This window comes from Flavobacterium frigidum (assembly GCF_048286735.1).
Taxonomy (GTDB): Bacteria; Bacteroidota; Bacteroidia; order Flavobacteriales; family Flavobacteriaceae; genus Flavobacterium.
The window spans coordinates 35,058-58,865 of the sequence record NZ_JBLVPU010000020.1 but is presented as its reverse complement, the minus strand read 5'-3'; the positions used below and the strand labels follow the sequence as shown (position 1 = coordinate 58,865).

Annotated in this window: 18 protein-coding genes and 1 pseudogene; 8 read left to right on the top strand and 11 right to left on the bottom strand. The window is 35.0% G+C overall.

The annotated features are described in order from the left end of the window. Positions 1 to 19 precede the first annotated feature (19 nt). From ACNQGO_RS12220 to ACNQGO_RS12210, 3 genes are all read right to left on the bottom strand, one after another. Positions 20 to 640: an L-threonylcarbamoyladenylate synthase gene (locus tag ACNQGO_RS12220; protein ID WP_417985417.1), complete on the bottom strand. Its 621-nt coding sequence runs from the start codon at positions 638 to 640 to the stop codon at positions 20 to 22. Between the two features lie 112 nt (positions 641 to 752). Continuing rightward, complete coding sequence (locus ACNQGO_RS12215) at positions 753 to 3,089, bottom strand: ATP-dependent helicase (RefSeq protein WP_417985416.1); 2,337 nt, start codon at positions 3,087 to 3,089, stop codon at positions 753 to 755. Between the two features lie 125 nt (positions 3,090 to 3,214). After that, positions 3,215 to 3,985, bottom strand: a complete 771-nt coding sequence (locus ACNQGO_RS12210; protein WP_417985424.1) for a sulfite exporter TauE/SafE family protein — start codon at positions 3,983 to 3,985, stop codon at positions 3,215 to 3,217. 131 nt (positions 3,986 to 4,116) lie between these two features. On the opposite strand from ACNQGO_RS12210, the gene ACNQGO_RS12205 reads away from it, so the two are divergent. Then, positions 4,117 to 4,638 carry a DUF7935 family protein gene (locus ACNQGO_RS12205; RefSeq protein WP_417985415.1) on the top strand — a complete coding sequence of 174 codons (522 nt, stop codon included), beginning with the start codon at positions 4,117 to 4,119 and terminating at the stop codon, positions 4,636 to 4,638. Between the two features lie 103 nt (positions 4,639 to 4,741). Here ACNQGO_RS12205 and ACNQGO_RS12200 read toward each other — a convergent pair whose 3' ends face one another. Beyond that, positions 4,742 to 6,805, bottom strand: coding sequence for a M1 family metallopeptidase (locus ACNQGO_RS12200; RefSeq protein WP_417985414.1), 2,064 nt, complete (start codon positions 6,803 to 6,805; stop codon positions 4,742 to 4,744). 103 nt (positions 6,806 to 6,908) lie between these two features. Here ACNQGO_RS12200 and ACNQGO_RS12195 point away from each other — a divergent pair, with 103 nt between their 5' ends. Continuing rightward, positions 6,909 to 7,679: a Dph6-related ATP pyrophosphatase gene (locus ACNQGO_RS12195; protein WP_417985423.1), complete on the top strand. Its 771-nt coding sequence runs from the start codon at positions 6,909 to 6,911 to the stop codon at positions 7,677 to 7,679. 13 nt (positions 7,680 to 7,692) lie between these two features. Here the strand turns inward: ACNQGO_RS12195 and ACNQGO_RS12190 are convergent, their stop codons facing one another. The 4 genes from ACNQGO_RS12190 to ACNQGO_RS12175 all read right to left on the bottom strand — a co-directional run bounded on the left by ACNQGO_RS12190 (position 7,693) and on the right by ACNQGO_RS12175 (position 12,103). Then, positions 7,693 to 8,895, bottom strand: coding sequence for a sensor histidine kinase (locus tag ACNQGO_RS12190; protein WP_417969617.1), 1,203 nt, complete (start codon positions 8,893 to 8,895; stop codon positions 7,693 to 7,695). 292 nt (positions 8,896 to 9,187) lie between these two features. Beyond that, on the bottom strand, positions 9,188 to 10,672 hold the full coding sequence (locus tag ACNQGO_RS12185) for an aminopeptidase P N-terminal domain-containing protein (protein ID WP_417985413.1): 1,485 nt from the start codon (positions 10,670 to 10,672) through the stop codon (positions 9,188 to 9,190). A gap of 250 nt (positions 10,673 to 10,922) precedes the next feature. Then, entirely contained in the window at positions 10,923 to 11,348 is a 426-nt protein-coding gene (locus ACNQGO_RS12180) for a hypothetical protein (RefSeq protein WP_417985412.1), read from the bottom strand. A gap of 209 nt (positions 11,349 to 11,557) precedes the next feature. Then, positions 11,558 to 12,103 carry a DUF1697 domain-containing protein gene (locus tag ACNQGO_RS12175; RefSeq protein WP_417977764.1) on the bottom strand — a complete coding sequence of 182 codons (546 nt, stop codon included), beginning with the start codon at positions 12,101 to 12,103 and terminating at the stop codon, positions 11,558 to 11,560. 171 nt (positions 12,104 to 12,274) lie between these two features. On the opposite strand from ACNQGO_RS12175, the pseudogene ACNQGO_RS12170 reads away from it, so the two are divergent. Then, positions 12,275 to 12,460, top strand: a pseudogene (locus ACNQGO_RS12170) (hypothetical protein); the annotation flags it as partial. Between the two features lie 351 nt (positions 12,461 to 12,811). Here ACNQGO_RS12170 and ACNQGO_RS12165 read toward each other — a convergent pair. From ACNQGO_RS12165 to ACNQGO_RS12155, 3 genes are read right to left on the bottom strand one after another with little or no spacing between them, the layout of a single operon-like run. Continuing rightward, positions 12,812 to 13,447, bottom strand: a complete 636-nt coding sequence (locus ACNQGO_RS12165) for a nitroreductase family protein (protein ID WP_417985411.1) — start codon at positions 13,445 to 13,447, stop codon at positions 12,812 to 12,814. A gap of 14 nt (positions 13,448 to 13,461) precedes the next feature. After that, entirely contained in the window at positions 13,462 to 13,896 is a 435-nt protein-coding gene (locus tag ACNQGO_RS12160; RefSeq protein ID WP_417969605.1) for an organic hydroperoxide resistance protein, read from the bottom strand. Continuing rightward, positions 13,893 to 14,324, bottom strand: coding sequence for a MarR family winged helix-turn-helix transcriptional regulator (locus ACNQGO_RS12155; protein ID WP_309756573.1), 432 nt, complete (start codon positions 14,322 to 14,324; stop codon positions 13,893 to 13,895). The genes ACNQGO_RS12160 and ACNQGO_RS12155 overlap by 4 nt, the downstream gene beginning before the upstream one ends. Positions 14,325 to 14,840: 516 nt before the next feature. On the opposite strand from ACNQGO_RS12155, the gene recG reads away from it, so the two are divergent. The 5 genes from recG (at position 14,841) to ACNQGO_RS12130 (ending at position 23,743) form a co-directional block, all read left to right on the top strand. Continuing rightward, positions 14,841 to 16,973, top strand: a complete 2,133-nt coding sequence (recG, locus tag ACNQGO_RS12150) for an ATP-dependent DNA helicase RecG (protein ID WP_417985410.1) — start codon at positions 14,841 to 14,843, stop codon at positions 16,971 to 16,973. 253 nt (positions 16,974 to 17,226) lie between these two features. Continuing rightward, entirely contained in the window at positions 17,227 to 18,285 is a 1,059-nt protein-coding gene (locus ACNQGO_RS12145) for an efflux RND transporter periplasmic adaptor subunit (RefSeq protein WP_417943896.1), read from the top strand. A gap of 67 nt (positions 18,286 to 18,352) precedes the next feature. Beyond that, a complete protein-coding gene (locus ACNQGO_RS12140) occupies positions 18,353 to 21,448 on the top strand; it encodes an efflux RND transporter permease subunit (RefSeq protein ID WP_417969597.1) in 3,096 nt (1,031 codons plus the stop codon). A 90-nt stretch (positions 21,449 to 21,538) separates the two neighbouring features. Then, positions 21,539 to 22,852, top strand: coding sequence for a TolC family protein (locus ACNQGO_RS12135; RefSeq protein WP_417985409.1), 1,314 nt, complete (start codon positions 21,539 to 21,541; stop codon positions 22,850 to 22,852). A gap of 27 nt (positions 22,853 to 22,879) precedes the next feature. Then, positions 22,880 to 23,743, top strand: a complete 864-nt coding sequence (locus ACNQGO_RS12130) for a bestrophin family protein (protein ID WP_417985408.1) — start codon at positions 22,880 to 22,882, stop codon at positions 23,741 to 23,743. Positions 23,744 to 23,808 lie beyond the last annotated feature (65 nt).

Here is a 23,808-nt window from a genome sequence, read left to right as displayed (position 1 = left end):
TTTGCCAAATATTTAAATTTTATAAAATATCTAAACTTCCTTTACCTTCTCTAACAACAATTGGCTCGTCGCCAGATAAATCAATAATCGTAGAGCCCATATTATCACCATAACCGCCATCAATAACCATATCGACAAGGTTTTGCCATTTCTCAAAAATAAGCTCCGGATCAGTGGTATATTCTATCACATCATCATCATCGTGAATAGAAGTAGAAACTATTGGATTCCCTAGCAACTTCACAATTGCTAATGCAATCTCATTATCTGGAACCCTGATTCCCACCGTAGTTTTCTTTTTAAATTCCTTTGGTAAATTATTATTTCCAGGTAAAATAAAGGTGTACGGCCCAGGCAAAGTTCTTTTTAACAATTTAAATGTGGGCGTATCAATTTGCCGAACATAATCTGACAAATTGCTTAAATCGTGACAAATAAAGGAAAAATTAGCTTTTTCCAGTTTTATCCCTTTAATCTTTGAAATGCGTTCCAACGCTTTGGTATTAGTAATGTCACAACCCAAACCATAGACGGTATCTGTAGGATAAATCACTAAACCGCCCTCTTTGAGCACCTTCACCACTTTTGCGATTGCGGCCTCGTTGGGTTTGTTTTCGTATATTTTTATAAATTGAGCCATCAGATTTAAGATTTTTAATTAACAATTTTTGATTTCCTGTTTTAAAACTTCAGTTATCTGATTTTAATTTACTCAAACGGTCACTGAGCACAGGGAAAACTACCACTCGGTACTATCCAATAATATCTAGTTTCGCAAAGCGTAACAATAATTTTTTGATTCCACCAACTTCAAATTTGATTTCAGCTTTTTTATCCGCTCCCACTCCTTCAAGGTTTAAAACTTTGCCTTTTCCAAATCGTTCGTGCATTACAACATTTCCGGCAACCAATTTATTATCAAACAAATTCGCACTACCAGATGGTGCATTACTACTGACAGGTTTTAATTTACGAATATTGATCTCAGTTTTAGGTTCATTATCTGAACTAAATTTGGTCGGCGGCGATCCGTTGGCAGGTTTTGCCAAACGCAATTTAGATTTGTCCACATCTCCAAAAATATCACTGTCAATCATTGGTTTAAACCGGTAATTGGACTCGGCTGGCGTTAAATATTCTAAATACTGTGCGTCAATTTCCTCAATAAATCGCGAAGGTTCGCTATCAGTCAATTTCCCCCAACGGTAACGCGATTGTGCATACGTCAAATACGCCTGATGCTCCGCACGTGTCAAAGCCACATAGAACAAACGACGCTCTTCTTCGAGTTCACTTCTTGTACTCATACTCATTGCGCTGGGGAACAAATCTTCTTCCATTCCCACCACAAAAACATGAGGGAATTCCAATCCTTTTGCTAAGTGAATCGTCATTAAAGCCACGCGGTCTTCATCACTAGTGTCTTTATCTAAATCTGTTGCCAATGCCACATCTTCCATAAACTCAGACAAGGCGCCTCGAGCGCCATCGATTTCTTTTTGCCCTTCGGTAAAATCTTTGATCCCGTTCAATAATTCTTCTATATTTTGAATTTTAGCCATTCCTTCCGGAGTAGCATCCTTCTTTAATTCTTGAACCAATCCTGTTTTTTTTGCCACATGATCGGTGATAAAAAACGCATCTTGATTTTGATCAATAACCTGAAAACTCTGAATCATCGTTACAAAATCTTGCAATTTTTGTTTGGTTCCCGAATTCAGTTTTAGGTCAATTTTATCAATATTTTGCATTACTTCCCAGATGGAACGCTTGTAGTGATTGGCAGCAATCGTAAGTTTTTCGACTGTTGTATCCCCAATTCCACGAGCCGGATAATTGATGACACGCACCAAAGCTTCTTCATCTTTTGGGTTGATAACCAATCGCAAGTAACACAATACATCCTTGATTTCTTTCCTTTGATAAAAAGACAAACCACCATAAATGCGATACGGAATATCTCTTTTTCTAAGTGCATCTTCCATAGCACGGGATTGCGCATTGGTACGATATAAAATGGCAAAGGAGCCGTTACTAAGCTGGTTCTGCATTTTTTGTTCGAAAATCGTGCTGGCTACAAAACGCCCTTCTTCGGCATCGGTCATGCTACGGTGCACTTTTATTTTTGGGCCAAAATCATTAGCAGTCCAAACTATTTTATCCAGTTTTACCTTATTCTTATCGATAATCGTATTTGCTGCTTCTACTATATTTTTTGTCGAACGGTAATTTTGTTCCAGTCTAAAGGTTTTCACACCATCATAATCTTTCTGAAAATTTAAAATGTTGTTGATATTCGCACCACGAAAAGCGTAAATACTTTGCGCATCATCACCCACCACACAAATATTCTGAAATTTATCAGACAATGCACGAACAATCAAATATTGAGAGTGATTCGTATCTTGGTACTCATCGACCAATATATAACGAAAACGGTTTTGGTATTTAGCTAAAACTTCTGGAAAACGAGTCAATAATTCATTGGTTTTCAACAACAAATCATCAAAATCCATTGCGCCAGATTTGAAGCATTTATCAACATAATTTTGATAAATTTCTCCTAATCTTGGCTTTTTAGCCATTGCATCCGCTTCTTGTAATTCAGGATTATTAAAATAGGCTTTTACGGTAATCAAGCTGTTTTTGTAACTGGAAATTCTGCTTAAAACCTGTTTTGGTTTATAAACATCTCGATCGAGTTGCATTTCTTTGATAATGCCCGAGATACAACGCAAAGAATCTTGGGAGTCATAAATTGTAAAATTAGAAGGATAGCCCAAATGATCGGCTTCGGAACGTAAAATTCTAGCAAAAACCGAGTGAAATGTGCCCATCCAAAGGTTTTTGGCCTCACTTGCTCCTACAATTTGGGAGATTCGGGTTTTCATTTCCCGTGCCGCTTTATTGGTAAACGTAAGCGATAAAATATTGAAGGCATCAACGCCCTGATTCATCAAATAAGCAATTCTAATAGTCAACACACGCGTTTTCCCAGAGCCCGCACCAGCAATGATTATCATTGGCCCGTCTTTTTGAAGAACAGGTTCACGTTGGGCTTCGTTAAGTTGATCGATATATTTATGCATGGAAAAATTTAAAATTTATTATGCAAAAATAAGAATTTAAGATTTAGAAACAGGTTTAAATTACAATCATAATGAGTTCTGATTTAACCAAAAACTAACTTGAAAGAAAGCCATTAGCAAAGTTGCTAATCTTTAAAAAAGACATCGTATGCAAAACGAATTAAAGTCCCCACAACTAAGACCAAAAAGAAAATTCGGATAAAACTATTTCCTTTATTGATGGCCAGTTTAGCGCCAATCCAACCGCCAAGAGCATTACTGGCAGCCATTGGAATAGCAATCGCCCAAATGATTTTACCTTTCAATATAAAAAGGCAGATAGAGCCAAAATTAGTCGATAAGTTTACCATTTTGGCATTTGCGGAAGCATGTAAAAAATCGAATCCCATGATGGCTATAAAAGCAACTACCAAAAAACTTCCCGTTCCTGGACCTATAAACCCATCATACAAACCAACTACAAAACTGATTGCAATCGCATTCCAAATTTGAGTTCTTGGAGAATGATTCTTTTCAATGTGTTGCCCAAAATTTTTCTTGGCGTAGGTATAAATCACTAAAAAAGAAAGAACAACCAGTAATAACGGTTTCATGAAATCATTGCTCACATACGTCAATAAAGTAGAGCCTAAAAATGCCGAAGGAAATGCCAAAAGCATCATAATCGACAATAGTTTCCAGTTCATATCTACCTTTTTCAAATACTGATACGCTGCAAAAGATGTCCCACTAAAAGCAGGAACTTTCAAGGTTCCTATAACTGTTGAAACAGGCAAATTGGGTAATAAGATCAATCCCATGGGGGTTTGTATCAGTCCTCCACCGCCAACAATAGCATCAATAAATCCTGCCGCAAAGGCAGCCAAACAAAGTAAAACTAGAACATAAGTCTCCATTATGGTATTCAATTTTAAATAGTGCTATTACAAGGGACAAAAATACTATTCGGTTTGATTTATTGCTAGTAAATAGAAATTGATTTGTTCCTAAAAAAGTATATTTTTGCTCCAATAATTTTTATAATAAAATGGATTCAACAAAAATCATAGAAATACTCGCTTACACGCTTCCTTCAATAATTACTGGCGGCGTAGCCTACTATTTATTTAACTCTTATTTCAAAGATCAGCAAAATACAAGGCGCTGGTTGTTACAAAAAGAGGTTCAAAAAGAGGCTTTGCCACTGCGTTTACAGGCATATGAACGAATGTCTCTGTATTTGGAACGCATTAATCCCACTAAGTTATTAATTCGGATTTCTCCAATTTCTAACGATAAAAACGATTATGAAAATCTAATAATTGCGCATGTCGAACAAGAATTTGAACATAATTTGACACAACAAATCTATATGTCAGATGAATGTTGGACAATTATTGTTACAGCAAAAAATGCAACAATCCAAATGATTCGAAAAGCGAACATGAGTGATCGTGTTGACAATGCTGATAAATTGCGTGAAGTAGTTTTAAGCGATTTGATGGAAAAACAATCGCCTAGCAACGCTGCTTTAGCTTATATCAAAAATGAAGTGAGTTTGATGTGGTAAAACATTGTACAGCCATAAAAAATACTCAAATTCACTAATTTCTAAAAGAATTATCGATTGAAATTAGTGTATTTGCGTTTTTAAATCCCTCTCAATTTCCGACTTATTCTTTCAATAATCGATTCAATTGAAATTGTTCCGCCTCATTTAAATCAGTAACTATTCTTTCCAAAGAAACTCTCATTACCGGGTTTGTCAATAATTTTCTTAAGTTATCTCTACCAAATTTAGTGAATTGCCACATGTGATGCGTAGTAGCATTTACGAGATTTTTCAAAACAACGTCATTTATTATTTTGAAAGCGATTAATTTCTCTAAAGCATTTTGTCTGGTATTCGCTTCATAATTTATGGATGAATAGTGTATTAATTCGGTTTCCAAAGCTTGTCTTTCATCCGTATAATTTGGTGTCGAAAGTGCTAAAGTTAGCCACAAAGTCCTTAAATTATAATCATTAAAACCTATCCAATTTTTTGATTTATCTAAATATTGAATCCGCTGCTCCGGAAAATTATTCCATAAATTATACAGCGCCAGTTCTTGTGTTTGATATGATTTGTCGTCTAATAAAGTTTCATATTGCGTTCTGAAACTTTCCGGAATTTCATTCAATGTTGCTGCAACTGTTTGGCGCAATTGCACATTTTTAGTTTCTAAAGCTAAAATAAAAAGACTCATTTTATCTTCCCATTTTTCATTTTTCAATTGATTCAGAATCGCTTCTTTTACCGAAAAATAAACGTCAGATTGCATTATTTTTTCAAGAAAATCCTTTTTCTCTAATAACGGCTTGTTTTTTAAATTCTCTACTTCAAACAGTACTTGAGTTGATTTATTTTTAACCAATAACCTATTGGCTTGTTGCGTATTAAAAACACTAGATTCAAGCCATACTTTACTAAAATTATTCAAATCATAGTTCAATTTTTTTTCGATTTCAATAAAGAAATCCTCTGTATTCACATTCTGAAATGCATGTTTTTTCAAATAGTTTGATACCGCTTTTTTAAATGCCTTATCTCCTATTTCTTCGTGTAAAACAAAAAGTGCCCATGCGCCTTTTTGATAGAAAGTCAATGAACTGGCTTTGGCATTCAAAACTGGAATGGTATCCGTTCGAGAAGCAAATTTTAATTGTGAAGCCGACTCATATAATTTTGAATAAAAATGATCTTCACCATAGATTTCCTTTTCGGCCAGCAACGCATAATAGGTAGCGAAACCTTCCTGCAACCAATGGTGTTTTCCGCTTTCGGCAGTGACTAAATTCCCAAACCATTGATGGGCTAATTCATGCGCATTGACATTCGTATAACTTCTGTCTTCAAAACCTGTAGAATCGACCACATAACGGGTATTGAACAGCGTTGCCGATGTGTTTTCCATTCCGGCATACAAGAAATCTCGAACAGGCGCTTGTTTATAAATTCCCCAAGGAAACTTCACTCCTATTTCCTTTTCTAAAAAATCAAACATCCGTTTTGAATTTCTATACGTTGGTTCAAATTTAGTTGCGTCTTTTTTTTCCAAATACATTTCTAAGGAAATTCCTGATTTTGATTTTTGACTGGTTTTTTCAAATTTTCCGATGGCAAGCATCAATAAATACGAACTCATTGGTTTTTGCATTTGGTATTGCCAAACCGAAAGTCCATCAAGTGTTGATTTAAATTTCAAAATTCCATTCGAAATTACCTGATAGTCTTTATAATATACTACATTTAAATTGAAAACCACTTTCTCATTCACATCATCAAAACTCGGAAACCAATGACTGGTATATTTTCCTTGTCCTTGCGTCCAAATTTGAACATTGTCATTTGATTCTGAACCAATGAAATATAGGGTTTGTTTTGGCTTAGCCAAATAGTGAAAAGTCAGGTTATTTTTTCCCTGTTTAAACGGAAATATGATTTGTAATTGTTTTTGTGTATTGCTATAATTAACCGGTTTTCCATTCAGTTTAAAATCAGAAAACTCCATATTCTGTGCATCAATTTTAATAGTGTCAATAGATTTCAAAACATCAAAATCATAATTAACATCTCCAAAAACTATTTTTTCAATTGAATTTACGGTAATTTTTCCCTGAACCGTTTTAAAATCAACAAATTGGGTTTGTTGGGCAAATGTGAACGTGGAAATAAAAAAGAATAGGTATTTCATTATCATGGCATTTAATGCTGCAATTCCCAAAGTTACAAAGGTTTCCCAAACTAATCCGACTAATTTTGTAAGTTTACCTCCAGATAATCAGAAGATAATTACATTGAAAAAGAAAGCCTTATTTAATTGGAGCAGCGGAAAAGATTCGGCACTCGCCTTATACAAAACCCTACAAAATCCAGAAATTGAAATTGCTTGTTTACTGACCAGTGTAAACCAACAATATCAGCGTATTTCGATGCATGGCGTGCGAGTGGAATTATTGCAACAACAGGCCGAAAGCATTGGATTACCACTTGAAATCATGCAAATTCCAGAGATGCCCACGATGGAAGTCTATGAAAATGTAATGCGCGAAACATTGACTACATTAAAAAAACAAGGTGTAACCAATTCTATTTTTGGGGATATCTTCCTCGAAGATCTGCGTAAATACCGTGAAGATAAATTAACCGAAATAGGTTTTGAAGGCATTTTTCCGCTATGGAAAATACCAACTCACGAACTCATTCAAGAATTTATCAGTTTAGAATTTAAAACGATTGTGGTTTGTGTCAACGAACGATTTTTAGATCAAAGCTTCGTTGGTCGCGTTATCGACCAAGATTTCATCAATGATTTACCTGAAAATGTTGATGTTTGTGGCGAAAACGGCGAATTTCATACCTTCACTTTTGATGGTCCCATTTTCTCGAAACCAATTGATTTTGAAATTGGTGAAATTGTGTACCGTAAATATGAAAAACCCGAGAAAGAAGACGCCTCAGATACCGCTTGCGATACTAGTGCAACTGATGCTTTTGATTTTGGATTTTGGTATTGTGATTTACTACCACTTCCTGAACCTGAAATTTATGGAAGTCAACAACACTAATTGCGCATTTTTATTAGTGTGCAAGTGTCATAATAAATTTTGTTCCTAAACCCATTTCCGACTCAACTTTGATAGTGCCATGAAGCGCTTCAACTAACTTTTTAACAGTAGCTAAACCAATGCCAGTTCCGCGATCTCCAAATTTATCTGTTGCCGTTGCTACCTCAAATAGCTCAAAAATAGATTCTTGGTGTTCCTTTAATATCCCAGGTCCATTATCAATTACGGTGATGGTATAGAATTTCTCTTTGTCTAGAATTTCAATTTTTATATTCGTTTTTTCTTTATCGTTGTATTTTATTGCGTTTGAAACTAGATTAATTAACATCTGTTCAAAAGCTGTTTTGTTAATATTTAAAGCAGTACCATTCGAATTGATAACAATAGAAACATCAGTATTAAAAGCAAAAAGTTGTTTCAATTCATGCTCTAAAACTGAAATATTTAGTAGGCTAGTTTTTACTTTTTCAATTGTATTTGATTTACTGAAAGTTAGCAAACTATCGATCATTTCTTTCAACTTGTCTGAAGAACTCTTAATCAAGTTTAAAATTTCGTTTACTTCATGATTCATTGCATCACTATAATCAGAAATTAAAAGGTCACTTAATCCACTTATGTTCGCCAATGGTGATTTGAGATCATGAGCTGCTATGTACGCAAAACGTTCCAACTCTGTATTCGTTTTTTCTAACGATTCTAAAGTTTTTTCTAGATTTAATTTATTCAGTCGCAATTCTAATAACTTCATCGTTTGTTGAGACAATGCTTTTAAGGAAGCTATTTGGACATCTGTCAATGTTTTGGGCTTGTTATCTATTACGCACAAGGTTCCTAGCGGTATTCCCTTATCATTTACGAGTGGTACACCAGCGTAAAAAACCACGTTAGCTTCACCAGTAACTGCCGGATTGTCAAAAAACCGAACATCATTTCTAGTATCTGGTACAACCATAACATTTGAAGGATCATTTATGGCGTGGCCACACATAGATAAATCGCGCTCTAGTTCTGTCATATTTAAACCCATCAAGGATTTAAACCATTGTCTTTCAGTATCGATAAAACTAATAAAAGCAATGGGCGTGTTGCATATTTGTGAGGCAATCAAGGTTAAATTATCATACTCCTCTTCAGGCAAAGTGTCTAAAATTGCATACGATTCAAGTAGACTTAATCTTTCACCTTCATTTAGGGATTTTTCAGGTTTGATCATTTTTGGGGTATTTTTATGCTTTATTTCTGAAAATTTAATTTTAGATATTTTCTGTATTACATCATAAGGAATACTCGATTATAATAATGCGAAAAGAAAATAAGACTACAATAGTACAAATTTTAGTATCCATAAATTTTATACCCTTTTTATTTTATGGAAACTTTAATAATCGATAGGAAGCTGTCATTATTATTTTGTCATTCAACAAACAATATTATGGTGATTCAAATTATTATCAACAACATAAAAAAAATTCATAATTATTCATTGACAAAAACAATTAACACTCTTAGTCTAAAGAAGGTAACGTAAATCCATCCAACATACTTTTTTCTTGCATAAGCTGTTCAATAGCGTCTGATTTTCTGGGTGCTTCTGCCGACAAATTTACGGGGCCATTTGCACTAATCAGAATATCATCTTCGATTCGTACCGCAATTCCCCACCATTTTTTATCACAATCACTAGCAATTGGTATGTAAATTCCAGGCTCAACTGTCACAACCATATCGGCTTCAAAAGCATTATACAAACCTGAATCGTGAACATCTAACCCAATGTGATGCGAAGTTCCGTGCGGAAAATATTTTCTGGATTCTTGTTCCGTTTTAACAATTCCTAATTTCACTAAACCAGAACTGATTATTTTACGAGCCGCTGCATCAGGAGCATTAAAATTATTTCCGATTTTTGCGGCAGCAATTCCCGCTTCTTGAGCTTCGTAAACCAAATCATAAATTAGTTTTTGCTCCATGGAAAATTTTCCGTTAGCAGGAATGGTTCGAGTTACATCAGCAGTATAGCCATGATATTCAGCTCCTAGGTCCATTAGAACCAATTCGTTTTCGACTTTCATTTTGCTGTTTTCAATGTAATGTAACACACAACCGTTGTTCCCTGCGCCTACGATGGAAGGATATCCCTCAAACTCACTGCCGTATTTTTTGTATACAAATTCGTGAATTCCCTGTATCTCTGTTTCGGACATTCCGGGATGCATTGCTTTCATAATTTCACGTTGTCCGATTGCCGAAATTCGAACCGCTTTTGTCAATAAAACCACTTCCTCTTTGGTTTTCTTCTCTCGCAAACTCGCCATATACGTCAAAATCGATTTGGTATTTATTGTTGCTTTTTTTGAAGTAATGCTTTTTTTACCATTAAGTTCTTTTTGCACATTCGAATCCATTTGAGGCTTTACTTTTTCGTTGTAGCCGATTTGGGAATTAAACGCTCCAATTAATTTGTATAAATCCGCTTTTTCATTTTTTAAATTTCGGGTATCCTCTTCAAATTCCTTAAAGAAAACAGTATCAAAACTGGCATAATCAATCCCCGAATTTAAAAACGCTGATCCATTAAATACATTTTCAAAACCCAGCTCTTTTTTTGCTCCTTCCGTTCCTAAACGCACTCCTGTCCATTGCTCCGCTCTAGGATTTTTCTCCTGAACATATAATAATTCGTCGTAAAACTTTCCATCACTTGTTTGTTGATTGTTCGAAAAGACTACTAAAACTGCATTTGGTTCTTTATATCCTGTCAAATAATAAAAATCAGGATCTTGGTGAAAAATAAAGTCTACATCATTGGCTCGATTCCGAATGGGATTGCTAAAAAATAGTGCAACACTATTTTGAGGTAATTTGGTACGCAATGCCTCTCTTCGCTCTTTATGAAACTGAGCCGATAAATAATCGTTTGGATTTCCGTTTTGCGCCATTGAAACACAAACAAAAAACACCGTAAAAACAAAAGAAAGTTTTAAATTCATAGCACTAGATATTTGAGGTTTACATCCTAAACCCGAGGTTGTATTTGCATTAATCAGTAAGTAAATATAATTTTTTTTGTGCTTATCCTCCAACTTTTGTTACTGGAGTACTTATCTTTTAGACTAGAAATAGGAAAAGAGCATCACAAGTTTTTCAACTTCGGACTACTCTTTAGCATAAGTACTTCATCATTCTGTAATTAACCAAAACTAAATTTTATGAAAATGCTTTTCAATAATCACTTATACTTTACTTTTTATATTTTAATACAGGACCATCGCAATAACTCCATGTACTGGACAAGGAAGTATTGGCATCTAAAAACAGTACTTCTTTAGGATTTCCGTAACAGCTGCCTATAATTTCGCTGTCTTTGGAATATGTTAAATCAAAATAAATTCCGTCAGATTGAGTTGTTGTCGTGTAAGTTCCCGAAATGGTAGTTTTAACCGAATTTCTTTCTCTGGATTTTGTAAATGTTCCGTTAGTGTTAAACAAATAAAATTCCTGCCATTCCATTGCTGCGCCTATAGTTTCAGAATTTGGAATAGAACCCGACATTGAGACCAAAGTCCATTTTCCGTAATAACCAGTACTATCTATTTTTACAGCATCACCCTTTGAACAAGAACTTAAAAAAGAAAAAAAAGCAACAAGAATGATTAGTTTTTTCATATACCAGATTTTAAACCTACTTTTTAGGTGCTACTTCTTGCAAAAGGTTGCGTAAAAGTATAATTATTTTTTTCTAAAGTTAAAAATAGATTCTGAAAAATTGTTCTTTTGACTATAAAAAAAAATAACGCTAATTCTCAAATTTAAAATGAGTTAACCCAATTAAAAAAAATACGCAAATTATCGATTAAACCGTACCTAAAGCCTTATTATCTTTCCTCGTACATTTTTAGCAATTGCGTGACTGTATTCCAATTGCGAATTGTTGCTATTACATTCAATTTTTTCTCGATGTATTTCTGATCAAATCGAGTTTTTCCGGCACCAACAGCATATTTTATAAAGATTTTATTGCCGTCGATACTGGCTTCGTCTGGTTTGAATTGGCTAATTTTCAAATCATTCATACTGGTACTTTGAAGGGTAGTAGAAATAAATGCTACATACAATTTTTTAGTGTCAATTTCCTTTTCCTTCAAGAAAGGATTGTTCTTGAAACATGCTTCTAAATCAGCGGAACCAATAACCACAACAGGTACTTCATGACCAAATACCTTAAAAATTTCCTGCTTAATTTTGAATCCAACAGCAGCCGCATTTTCCTCCTCTGAATCTACAAAAACATTTCCGGATTGAATATAGGTTTGCACATTTAGAAAACCAATAGCTTCCAAAGTCGTTTTTAGCGCGTCCATTTTTATCATACTGTGACCGGAAACATTAATACCACGGAGTAATGCGAGATGAGTTGTCATTGTTTAAGCTTTTTATTTTTGCGAAGATATTGTGTTTGATAGTAATTTCACAATTAACTTAAGTTTTAACTTTACATTTTTAATATTGCATTTTAGAATCAACTACAGTTTTATTATTTACCAATAAAAAACTATATTCGCACTATGCAGTAAAACCTCCTACTCACTCCCATCGAATTCCTCAAAGGAGTTGGTTCGAATCGGGGCGATTTGCAGCGTAAAGAACTGGGAATTTATAAGTATGTGGATTTGGTAAATTTTTTTCCCAGCAGATACATTGACTGCATACAGTATTATAAGATTAACGAACTGCAAAATAATAGTTTCGAAGTTCAGATTATTTGTAAAATCATCAATAACTGCTTTGTGACTCGAAACCGAACTATTGTTTACATTGAAAAAAATAAAATAATGACTGCTTCATCTTTTTTATAACTCGAATTGAAATTATTATCCTTTTCGAAGTTTCTTTTAATTTCGACCATTGTAGACGAAGCATTCACCTCTAAAGTCAGTATATAAAGCGCTATTAGCAAGATAATTTATTTCGAATAAAATTCAAAATTAAGGATTCCAAATATACCATTTCTTAACGAATACCGCAGTCGGTATAGCGGGAATACAAAAAAGCCTAAAACAAAATATGATTTTGATTTAGGCTTTTTGTTAGCTGCCATAGTATTGTATAACTGAACTTAATGCATAATTTTACTTGTACGTTACTACAAACTCTTCGGTTGGTACTCTAACTTTTTTCATTGGAGCAATCCAGTCGTTTGGTGTATCAGCATAACCAACATACATTAGAGAAACACTTTTTAGCCCTAATTTATCTAGTTCTAGTATGTCATCTACTACACTGTTTTCAAATCCTTCAACAGGTGTACTATCAACTTTTAACTCTGCGGCTTGCGCCAACGCCAATCCTAATGCAATATAAGTTTGTCTAGCAATGTGCACAAAGTTCTCTTCAGCTGCTTGTCCCAAATAAATTTTCTTTAACATATCGGTATAACTATTAAATCGACCTTGTGGCAATCCTCGCTCAGTGGTAGTAAAATCGTATACTTTATCAATTCGTTCTGCTGTGTAACGATCCCATCCTGCAAAAATAATTACATGAGAACAATTGCGCATGCACTCTGGATTAAGCGCACCTTGTACTAATTTTTCTTTCAACTCTTGATTTTCAACAACCAAAACCTGAAAAGGTTGCAATCCTGATGAAGTTGGTGCCAAACGAGCCGCCTCGATAATCTTATCAATTTTGTCCTTGCTTACTTTTTTTGTAGGATCATATGCTTTTACAGCATGTCTCCAATTTAAATCCTCTATTAAAGCCATTTTTTTATTTTTTTTTAGTATTGAACTTCTTCATTTGATACTGTTAATATCACTTCCATGTTTCCTCTAGTAGCATTAGAATAAGGACAAACCTGATGTGCTTTTTCTATTAAGTTTTGAGCAATCTCTAGTGTCACACCCGGAATATTGGCGTGCAAAGCAGCTTCGAGAGCAAATCCTCCAGTTGTATTTGGACCAATTCCTATCGTGGCGCTTACGCTTGTTTCACCAGTTTCGATTTTTTCTTTTTTGATTACTAAATTTAGAGCACTATCAAAACAAGCGGCATAGCCTGCTGCGAATAACATTTCGGGATTCGCAAAATCATCGTTTGCTCCGCCTAAGGCCTTTGGATATTGAACCGCCAAGTCTAAAATTCCGTTTTCGCTTTTTACTTGTCCATTTCTGCCTCCTAGAGCAGTTGCTTTAGTGTTGTATATTGTTTTCATTTTTTATTATTTTTATTTGAAATTTTTGAAATAATGTTTTTTAACTCCTGTAATTCCTCGACTGTTACATTCATGGCTTCGATTAGTTGTGTGGGGATATTTGATGCTTTTATTTGCAAAGCTTTACCATTTTGCGTCAAGGCAATGTTTACAATACGCTCATCACTGCTACTTCTAGTGCGTGTTAATAATAATTTTGCTTCCATACGTTTTAGCAAAGGTGTGAGTGTACCACTGTCTAGTTTTAATTTTTCGCCTAATTGATTTACGGTTTGCGACTCAAATTCCCACAGGACTAGCATTACTAAATACTGGGGATAGGTCAATTCAATCGCATCTAATAAAGGGCGGTATTGGTTGATAATTTCCTTTGCAAAAGCATAAATAGGAAAGCAAACTTGCTGACTTAAAATTTGTAGCTTTTTCATGTTTTAGTTTTACTGATACAAAGATATAAGTTAAATAAATTGTACACAATTTAATTGTATGCAATTAATATTAATTTAACATTTGAGTCATAATGCACAAGAATCTGCTTTTAAAGAGCATGATTGTAGAAGGTGCTGAAAATAATAAGCAGCGGGATATTCAAAGTATACTTTTACGCAAATATCTTTTAGACTTGACAGCAATGAAAAGCCTTTGTGAGCAAAAACCATTTTTTTAGACTTGTGATAACGCTATCAAAAAAAGCTACTGAGACAAGCTCGTAAAAGGTTTTGCCGTAAAACTTGTTATGCATAGCTGGAACGGCTCCTAAAAAGATAGGAAAGCACCACGTTGCGAATCCAGCTGCGAATGAAGCTTCATAGAGTATTTTTGCCCGTCCTATTTTGTCAATTTTCCAAACAAAAAACTATCTTCGCTTCATAAAATTAAAAATCCGTTTTAATCCGCGTTTCTGCTTTAGCAAATCGGTTTTATACGTGTCCAACAATATCTAAATGCAAAACCTCCTACTCACTCCCATCGAATACTTGAAAGGCGTTGGTCCCAATCGGGGCGATTTGCTGCGGAAAGAACTGGGGATTTATAAGTATGTGGATTTGGTTAATTTTTTTCCAAACAGATACATTGACCGCACACGGTATTACAAGATTAATGAACTGCAGAACAACATTGCCGAAGTTCAGATTATTGGTAAAATTATCAACATTAAAACAGTCGAATTTGGCAGAAACCAAAAACGATTGGTGGCGACTTTTGTAGATGATACGGGACAAATGGAACTCGTTTGGTTTCAAGGCCATAAATGGATTCGGGAGAGTTTAAAGCTGAATGAAATGTGTGTAGTTTTCGGGAAATGCACGTCTTTTGGAAGTACTTTCAACATGGCACATCCTGAAATTGAACTGATGAGCGAACACGAACAAAGTTTGCGTTCAGCTATGCAACCCGTTTATCCTTCGACCGAAACCTTAACGAATCGCGGGATTTCAAACCGAGTTATTAATAAATTGATGCAACAATTGTTTCTAGAAACGCAAACGTTGTTCACCGAAACTCTGCCAGATTATCTACTTCAAGAATTAAAGTTGATTCCAAAGAAAGTAGCTTTATTTAACATTCATTTTCCTATGAGCGCTGAAGTTTTGGCAAAAGCCAAATTCCGTCTAATATTCGAAGAATTGTTCTTTATTCAGTTGCAATTAATCACGAAAAACAGGATTCGGAAACACAAAATAAAGGGATATCCATTTGCAACTGTGGGCGAAAATTTCAATGATTTTTATCAGCATCATTTGCCTTTTCAATTGACCAATGCTCAAAAAAGAGTGATCAAAGAAATACGAACTGATATGGGCAGCAACGCCCAAATGAACCGATTACTTCAGGGCGATGTAGGTTCTGGGAAAACTATTGTGGCTTTCATGAGCATGCTTTTGGCACTTGATAATGGCTTCCAAGCCTGTTTGATGGCACCAACAGAAATCCTGGCCAATCAACATTTTATTGGATTGTCTGAATTGGCTCAAACTTTAAATATAAATATCAGAATCCTAACGGGTTCTACCAAAATAGCACAACGTAGAATTATTCATGAAGAATTGGAAAACGGTACGTTACACATTCTCATCGGAACCCATGCTTTACTGGAAGACAAAGTAAAATTCAAGAATTTAGGACTAGCAGTGATTGATGAACAACATCGTTTTGGCGTAGAACAACGGTCAAAATTATGGAAGAAATCCACCCCTGACCCCTCCAAGGGAGGGGAAATAATTCCGCCACACGTTTTGGTAATGACCGCCACACCTATTCCGCGAACATTGGCGATGAGTTTATATGGCGATCTAGACATTTCAGTAATTGATGAATTGCCTCCGGGACGAAAACCAATTCAGACCGTTCATCGTTTTGACAGCAACAGATTGAAAGTTTGGAAATTCTTACGAGATGAAATCGCTTTGGGACGCCAAATTTATATTGTTTATCCGTTGATTCAAGAATCAGAAAAAATGGATTTTAAGGATTTAATGGACGGTTACGAAAGCATTTCAAGAGATTTTCCGCTGCCTCAGTATTCTATTTCGATACTGCACGGAAAGATGAAACCTGCTGATAAAGATGCCGAAATGAAACGCTTTTCTGAAGGAAAAACCAATATTATGGTCGCTACAACCGTTATTGAAGTAGGTGTGAATGTTCCAAATGCCAGTGTGATGATTATAGAAAGTGCGGAGCGTTTTGGTTTGTCTCAGTTGCATCAGCTTCGCGGTCGCGTAGGACGTGGTGCGGAGCAAAGTTATTGCATCTTGATGACGAGTCATAAATTGAGCGCTGATAGCAAAACCCGAATGGAAACCATGGTTCAAACAAATGATGGTTTCGAAATTGCCGAAGTAGATTTAAAACTGCGTGGTCCTGGTGATCTTATGGGAACCCAACAAAGTGGTGTGCTTAATCTTCAAATTGCCGATTTGGTTCGGGACAGAGATACATTGGCATTAGCCAGAAACTATGCCTTGAAATTACTCAAAGAAGACTCAGGCATGCAAAAACCAGAACATGCAACGTTGCGTTCTATTTTTATAGAAATGACTAAAAAGAAAAACATCTGGAATTACATTAGTTAGAATTTACTATTTGATACATCTGCAAAATATACTGTAATACCACTTGGCTATTTGAGTTTTTAATCTGTTTTCTATATTTTTTTTAATACTCGGTTAAACCTTTTGTCCTCGAAATGGTCTAATGAAAAATGCGTATTGATATTTGTATGTACAAACGTTAAATATAGATTAACAAAATCTCAAATTTCGTTTGTATCAACTAAATTTGCTTTAACCATAATTTTTAAACCTTAACCTACTTTACTTTTTACTTATGAAAATTAAACATATAGTTTACGCCTTGTTAACCATAGCAATTATTGGATTTATTGGCTATAGAATCACCGAAAACAAGAGTGCAAATACTGATTCAAAAGATCCAAAAGCAAAAGGGAAATCGATTAATGTGACAGGAATTGTGGCAACTCCACAAACATTTGATAACAATTTATCACTTTCTGGCTCTATTGAAGCCAATGAACAAGTAGAAATTCGCAGCGAGGTTTCTGGGATTGTCGAAGCAATTTATTTTCAAGAAGGAAGTACTGTGAGTAAAGGACAGGTGCTTTTTAAAGTAAATGATTTAGAATTAAGAGCACAATTGCGACAAACTTCCACCAGAGAAGGATTGGCATCGGAAAACGAAAGAAGAGCCAAATTATTATTACAAAAAGAAGCCATCAGTCAGGAAGAATATGATTTGGCACGAGCTGATTTAAAATCGGCGCAAGCCCAAAGCCAGTTGATTAGAGCACAAATTGCCAAAACAGCTGTCAGAGCTCCATTTTCAGGAAGAATAGGTTTGCGTTCTATTTCACCGGGTACCTACATTACACCAGCCATATTAGTAGCAAAACTAGTAAATACTGGAAAATTGAAAATCACTTTTTCAATTCCAGAAAAATATGCCACTCAGGTAAAAACAAATACCAATATCACGTTTACCATTTCTGGATCTACTGAAAAATTTACTGCAAAAGTGTATGCTATTGAGCCTGAAGTGGCTGTAGCTACCAGAACATTACAAGTTCGTGCCATTACTGATAACAAAAACGGAAAACTGTTGCCAGGTACATTTGCTGATGTAGAATTACCGTTGGACATTATAAAAGATGCCATTGTAGTTCCTACAGAAGCTATAATTCCAGTACAAAATGGTAAAAAAGTTTTTATTTCTAGTAACGGTCAAGCCAAAGAAGTGATGATAGAAACTGCAACCCGAACAGATGCTTCTATTTTAGTGCTTTCTGGTTTAAAAGCTGGAGATACTATCATTACTAGTGGTGTAATGTCTTTAAAAAATGAAACTCCCGTTACCGTTAAAATTAAATAGTTGAAAGATTAGATTTCTTCAAAAACATCAAAAATCTAAAAGCAGCAATCAAAAATCTAAAATCTAAATGAGTTTATCCACAACAAGTATTAGAAGACCTGTATTTACCATTGTAATCAATTTATCGATTGTATTATTTGGATTAATTGGGTACAGTTTTCTGGGTGTACGAGAATTTCCATCTATTGATCCTGCTCAAGTGTCTATTAGCACACGATATGCTGGTGCAAATTCAGATATCATTGAATCCCAAATCACCGAACCATTAGAAAAAGCAATCAACTCTATCGATGGTATTCGAAACGTTACTTCATCGAGTGCACAAGGAAGCAGTAATATCACTATCGAATTTAATCTGGATAAAGATTTAGAGGAAGCTGCTAATGATGTGCGGGATAAGGTCTCACAAGCCGTTCGAAACCTTCCACAAGATATTGATTCCCCACCTGTTGTGTCTAAGGCAGATGCCAATGGTGAAGCCATCATTTCTATGACGGTTCAAAGTGATACTAGAAACGCATTAGAATTAAGTGATTATGCCGAAAATGTAATTTCACAACGATTAGAAACTATTCCGGGAGTAAGTGGAGTCCAAATTTGGGGACAAAAACGATATGCCATGCGTTTGTGGATCGATCCTGTGAAACTGGCCTCCTACGGTTGCACTGTTTCTGAAGTGAGAGCTGCTTTAAACAAGCAAAATGTAGAATTACCATCAGGTAAACTAACAGGAAATAATACGGAGTTAACGGTGAAAACAGTGGGAAACCTTTCTACTCCCGAAGAATTCAATAACATCATTATTCGTACCGAAGGAGAAAAAGTAGTACGTTTTAGCGATGTTGGAAACGCAAGTCTTGGTCCAGAAAACACCGAAACCAAAATGACACAATCTGGAACGCCATTAGTTGGAGTTGCAATTGTACCGCTTCCTGGAGCTAATTATTTAGATATTTCTACCGCTTTTTACAAAGAGTTTGCACGTTTAAAAAAGGATTTACCCAAGGATATCAAACTGAATATAGCCATTGACAATACCGTTTTTGTTAAAAAATCGGTAATTGAAGTTGCAGAAACACTGGGAATTTCAATTATTTTGGTAATTTTAATTATCTATTTATTCTTTAGAGATTGGGCCATTGCGTTTAGACCTTTAATTGATATTCCTGTTTCGTTGATTGCTACTTTCTTTATTATGTGGCTTTTTGGTTTCTCCATCAATGTATTGACTTTATTAGCAATCGTTCTGGCAACAGGCTTGGTTGTTGATGATGGAATTGTAGTCACCGAGAATATTTTCAAAAAAGTAGAAGAAGGGATGTCGCCTATTGAGGCAGCTATAAAAGGATCTAATGAAATATTTTTTGCGGTAATTTCGATTTCTATCACATTAGCAGCGGTGTTTTTGCCCGTGATTTTCCTCGAAGGATTTGTCGGGCGATTGTTTAGGGAATTTGGCGTCGTCATTGGCGCTGCAGTATTAATTTCGGCTTTTGTATCGTTGACATTAACACCTATGTTGAACGCTTATTTGATGAAAGGCGGCGAACAAAAAAAATCTAAATTCTATATTCGTACAGAACCTTATTTTCAAAAATTAAATAGTGGATACGCTAGTTCATTAAGTCGTTTTATGAAAAAGAAATGGTTGAGTTTCCCTATTTTGATTGCATGTTTTGGTTTAATATATTTATTTTTCAATCTTTTACAAAAAGAAACGGCACCCTATGATGATCGTAGTGGTTTTGTATTGCGAATGTCTACTCCCGAAGGTTCTTCTTATGAATACACCGATCGATTCATGCAAGAAATTTCACAGTTGGTAGATGACTCCATTCCGGGTAAGAAAGTTGCTTTAGTTATTACCTCTCCTGGTTTTGGATCTTCCTCTGTAAACAGCGGATTCATTCGAGTTTCTTTGGTACAACCCAATGAGAGAAAAGAATCTCAAAAAGAAATTGCGGAGAAATTGACCAAATGGACCAAACAATACCCCGATGCCAAAACCTCTGTAATTGAGCAACCTACTATCGCTGTGAACAGACGAGGTGGATTGCCAATTCAATATATTATTCAGGCACCTAACTTTAAAAAACTAGAAGAAAAAATTCCAGTTTTTATGGATGAAGTTTCAAAAAATGAAACATTTGCCATCAGTGATGTGAATTTAAAATTCAATAAACCAGAGGTAAATGTTACTATCGACAGGGAAAAAGCCGAAAGTTTAGGAATTTCAGTTATTGACATTGCGCAAACCTTACAACTGTCATTAAGCGGACAACGTTTTGGTTATTTTATGCAAAATGGTAAGCAATATCAGGTTATTGGGCAATTTGATCAAAAAGACCGCTCGAAACCATTGGATTTAACCTCGATGTATGTCAAGAATAGTATGGGACAACTCATTCAAATGGATAACGTAGTGACTATTGAAGAGAAAAGTAACCCGCCACAGTTGTACCATAATAATCGTTACATGGCCGCAACTATTTCTGCAGGTCTTGCTCCAGGCAAAAGTATAAGCGACGGAATTGACGCAATGAACGAAATTAAGGCTAAAGTTTTAGACGATACTTTCACCACAGATTTAGGGGGCGAATCTCGAGATTTTGTTGAAAGTAGTTCAAACACCGCTTTTGCATTTGGATTGGCTTTGGTATTAATATTTTTAATTCTTGCAGCACAATTTGAAAGCTTCATCGATCCTTTTATCATCATTTTGACAGTTCCTATGGCAGTAGCTGGTGCTTTATTCTCCCTATGGTTGTTCGACCAAACTTGGAATATCTTTAGTCAGATTGGTACCGTAATGCTTATTGGTTTGGTAACCAAAAACGGAATCTTAATCGTTGAATTTGCGAATCAATTACGCGAACAAGGCAAACCTAAACTAGAAGCTATTTTAGAAGCTTCGGAAGCGCGATTGCGACCAATTTTAATGACAAGTTTGGCCATTTCATTGGGAGCCTTACCTATTGCAATGTCTCTTGGGGCTGCTTCAACGAGTAGAATCGGAATGGGAGTAGTAATTGTAGGAGGAACTATTTTCTCTTTAGTTTTAACATTATTTGTAATTCCAGCCATGTATTTGATGTGGTCTAAAGCCAGAAAACACTATCCAGAATTTGATCATATCGAAGAATACGAAAGAGAAGTTAAATAATTTTGAATAAAACGTTGATGCCATAAATACCAAAAATGAAGCTTAATTTTAAAAATTCACTTTGATATTTCTAGGCAAATAAATACAATTATGAAACATACTAAACGAATATTGTTGCCTTTTGCTTTTCTCTTATTTGGAGTTGTAACATCGAATGCTCAAGAAATTTTAACATTAGAAAATGCAGTAAAAATTGCGTTAGAAAACAATTACGAAATAAAAATTGCTACCAATACGCTATCGATTGAAAAAACAAATGTGGCAATTGGAAATGCCGGAATGTTACCTACAGTTACTGCAACCGTTCTGGATAATAACAGCATTCAAAACAGTTCACAAACGCGTCAGGACGGAACAAAAACTGAATTAGACAATGCCAAAAACAATAGTTTAACCTACGGTGTAGGATTGGATTGGACCGTTTTTGACGGAATGCGCATGTTTGCCAGATTGGATCAATTAAAGGAATTACAAAAACTGGGTGAAGCGCAATTAAAATTAACCGTAATCACGCGAATCAGTGATGTGAATGCGGCCTATTACGATTTAGTACAACAGCAACAACAATTAGCGGCTTTGGATACAACAATTGTGATTTCAAACCAGCGACTGACCTTGGCACAAAACCGATTTACCATTGGAAAAGCCTCCAAACTTGAAGTTTTGAATGCCCAAGTCGATTTGAATACGGATCAAGTGGCATTGTTGCGACAAAAAGAATTGTATGCTAACAGTAAAATTTTATTAAATCAGCTAATGGCCAGAGATGTTGCTACAGATTTTAAAGTAATTGATGAACTTGAAGTAGATGCATTATTACTACTTCCTGAACTAAAAGCTCTGGCCGAGAAACAAAATCCCCAATTAGAAGCACAGATTATTAATAAAAGAGTAGCTGAACTAGAACTCAAGCAAATTAAAGCGGCACGCTACCCTACTGTTCGAGTAAATACTGCTTATAATTTTTCCGAAAGTCAATCCAGTCTTGGTTTTGTGGCACAATCCCAATCTAGAGGTTTGAACTATGGCTTTAGTGCTTCATTAAATCTATTTGATGGTTTTGCACAAAATAGAAATGAAAAAATTGCTAAAATTCAAATTGAAAACTCTAAACTTAATATAGACCAGCAAAGTTTAGCATTAAATGCGCAGTTGGCAACTTCTTATCAAACGTATGTGACCAATTTAGAGTTGATTGCCTTAGAGGAAAAAAACGAAGCTATAGCCAAACAAAATTTGAATATTACTTTAGATAAATTCAGAATTGGGACTATAACAACTTTAGAATTCAGGACAGCACAATTGAATTATGTGAATGCCAAAGTGCGTTACAGTAATGCACAATTTCAAGGAAAATTATCTGAAATTGCGCTTCGCGAGTTGGCAGGAAATCTTAATTTTTAATTTACTTTTGCTAAAAAAAGTATTTAAATGGTTTCATACAATACAAAAGATTGGTTTACATTTATTTTTCGTTTTCACAAAGCAGATACCTTCCGAACCTTGCTGCCAATAATGCTTGCTATTGGCATTTACTCGGGAATTATTGGTTATTTAGAAGTTGAATATTGGAAGTTAGCCGATACTAGTTATGTGAAAAATATTACCATCATGCACGGAATGCTTGGTTTCGTGATCTCGCTTCTACTCGTTTTTAGAACTAATACCGCTTATGATAGATGGTGGGAAGGACGAAAAATGTGGGGTGCACTAGTTAATAATAGCCGTAATTTTGCCATTAAATTATCTGCGATTTTACATGACGAAAAAGATCGCAAATACTTTCGAAAAATGATTCCTGGTTATGCTTCCATTTTACATAATCATTTAAAGGATGAAGAGACAAGCCAGCAGTTGTTTGATGGTGTTGATTTAGAGATTGATCATCACAAACACAAACCCAATCAAGTCGCAAAAATGTTATTTCAAAAAATTAATGATTTGTATGATTCCAAAAAAATAACTGGCGATCAACTGATTATTTTAAACGAAGAAGTAAAATCATTTACTGATATTTGCGGTGCTTGCGAACGAATAAAAAACACGCCTATCCCCTACTCTTACAGCGCTTTTCTTAAAAAATTCATTTTCTTTTATGTGATGACATTGCCTTTTGGATATTCTTTTAATTTGGGTTATTATGTAGTGCCGGTTGTGGTGTTTATTTTTTATGTATTAGCAAGTTTAGAGTTAATTGCTGAGGAAATTGAAGATCCTTTTGGAAGCGATGAAAATGATTTACCAACTCATAAAATTGCTGAGAACATCAAAAAACATGTGGAAGAATTGCTGTAAAATTGCCTAATTCTGCTTTAAAAAGGTTTTAAAACTTTGTTCTCTACTCACTTTGAACCTCAAGA